Here is a 2,407-nt window from a genome sequence, read left to right on the forward strand (position 1 = left end):
GCCGTAAACGTAGGGGATCCGGGGGCGTGACGGGGGCTTCTCTCCGGAACATTCCGCAGGACGCAAAGAGGCTCCGCAGCGCAAAGCGCGAAGCGGAGCCTCTTTGCATGTCCGAGGACGTTCCGGAGAAAAGCCCCGTCACGCCCCCGGATCCCCGGTGGGAGTTCTAGACCTTGTCGGCCTTAGTACATACCGCCGCCCTGCTGACCAGCGGTAGCAGCAGCGATAGCGTCCTCAAGCTGAGTGTTTTTGGGCACATCGGAGACGGTGGCCTCGGTGATGAGGATCAGGCTGGCGACAGAAGCAGCGTTCTGCAGGGTGACGCGGCTGACCTTGACGGGGTCGAGGACGCCCATCTCGATCATGTCGCCCCACTCGCCGTTGGCAGAGTTGAGACCCTGGCCAGCAGGCAGCTCGGCAACCTTGTCGACCACGACAGCGCCCTCAAAGCCAGCGTTCTTGGCGATGGTAGCGACCGGAGCGGTCAGAGCCTTCTTGACGATATCGACGCCAATCTTCTCCTCGGGGTCGTCGATCTCGACAGCATCGAGCGCAGGAGCAGCGTCCATGAAGGCGACGCCGCCGCCAGCGACAATGCCCTCCTCGACAGCAGCGCGGGTAGCCTGCAGGGCGTCCTCGACGCGGTGCTTGATCTCCTTGAGCTCGGACTCGGTAGCAGCGCCGACCTTGATGACGGCAACGCCACCGGAGAGCTTGGCCAGGCGCTCCTGGAGCTTCTCACGGTCGAAGTCAGAGGTGGTGTTCTCCATCTCGCCCTTGATCTGAGCGATGCGAGCGTCGATAGCCTCCTTGGAACCGGCACCACCCACGATAACGGTGTTGTCCTTGGAGATGGTGACTGACTTGGCGGTACCGAGCATATCGGCGGTGATGTCGGCAACCTTCACGCCCAGCTCATCGAGGGCAGCCTGACCGCCGGTGAGGACGGCGATATCCTCGAGCATGCGCTTGCGGCGATCGCCGTAGCCCGGGGCCTTGACGGCGCAGACGTTGAGGGCGCCGCGGATCTTGTTGAGGACGAGGGTAGGCAGAGCCTCACCCTCGACATCCTCAGCGATAATGAGCAGGCCCTTGCCGGTGCGCTGGACAGCCTCGAGAACAGGCATGATGTCCTGGACGTTGGAGATCTTCTGGTCGGTGATGAGGATGTAGGGATCCTTCATCACGGCCTCCATGCGATCGTTGTCCGTGACGAAGTACGCCGAGACGTAGCCCTTGTCGAACTGCATGCCCTCGACGGTGTCGATGGTGATATCAAAGGTCTGGGAGTCCTCGACGGTGATGACGCCGTCCTTGCCCACGACTTCCATGGCCTGGGCGATCTTCTCGCCGACCTCGGGGTCGCCGGCGGAGATGGTACCGACGGAAGCGATCTGCTCCTTGGTCTCGACCGGCTTGGCCTGCTTCTTCATCTCGGCGACGGCGGCATTAACGGCCTTGTCGATGCCGCGACGAATGGCCAGCGGGTTGGCGCCAGCGGCGACGTTGCGCAGACCGTCGTTGACGATGGCCTGGGCGAGCAGGGTTGCGGTGGTGGTGCCGTCACCCACGGTATCGTTGGTCTTGGTGGCGACCTCCTTCACCAGCTGGGCGCCCATGTTCTCGATGTTGTCCTCGAGCTCGATCTCCTTGGCGACGGAAACGCCGTCGTTGGTGATGGTCGGGGCACCGAACGAGCGCTGCAGAGCGACGTAGCGGCCCTTGGGGCCCATGGTGACGGTAACGGCGTCGGCCAGAGTGTTGACGCCCTTAGCGAGCTTAGCGCGGGCATCGGTGTTGAACGTAATGTTCTTTGCCATGGTAGGTAATCCTCCAAAAGAAATGTGACTCGCGTCGCCGCTTCCGAGTCCTATGCGGCGGCCGTGTTCAAAGACGAATCAGAGATTCCGACGAGACTAGGCCTCGACAACGGCGTAAATGTCGTCGGCGCGCATCAGCAGATACTTCTCGCCGTCGACCTTGACCTCGTTGCCACCAAACTTACCGTAGATGACAACGTCGCCAACCTTGACGTCCATGGGGATGCGCTCACCCTTGTCGTTGACCTTGCCGGCGCCAACGGCAACGATGGTGCCGCGCTGCGGCTTCTCCTGAGCGTTGCTGGCGATGTACAGACCAGAGGCGGTCTTCTGCTCGGCCTCGTCGGGCTTGACCAGGACGCGATCTGCAAGCGGCTTCAAAGACGACATGCTTGTTTCCTCCTTTGTGGGCCGCGCGGTCATGCCGCGCGGGTTAACCCTTTTTGTTTGCGTACGCGTTGAATGGTACCCACGAATGGCGGGTTATACAACACGGAGTCAAAAAATCTTATTTTTTGGCACTTAGATTTTCTGAATGCCGGGGGATAACTTAGCAGTGGCTCCCGGGGCGGACCGGAGGGCATGAA

2 protein-coding genes are annotated in these 2,407 nt (G+C 61.6%); both read right to left on the reverse strand.

What is annotated here, in order from left to right; translation table 11 throughout:
- Positions 1-182 precede the first annotated feature (182 nt).
- On the reverse strand, positions 183-1,820 hold the full coding sequence (groL, locus tag SFLMC1_RS09700) for a chaperonin GroEL (protein WP_148345185.1): 1,638 nt from the start codon (positions 1,818-1,820) through the stop codon (positions 183-185).
- Positions 1,821-1,916: 96 nt separating this feature from the next.
- Positions 1,917-2,210: a co-chaperone GroES gene (gene groES, locus SFLMC1_RS09705; protein WP_022094351.1), complete on the reverse strand. Its 294-nt coding sequence runs from the start codon at positions 2,208-2,210 to the stop codon at positions 1,917-1,919.
- Between the last annotated feature and the right edge of the window lie 197 nt (positions 2,211-2,407).

The organism is Collinsella aerofaciens (assembly GCF_901212495.1).
GTDB classification, from domain to species: Bacteria; Actinomycetota; Coriobacteriia; order Coriobacteriales; family Coriobacteriaceae; genus Collinsella; species Collinsella aerofaciens_H.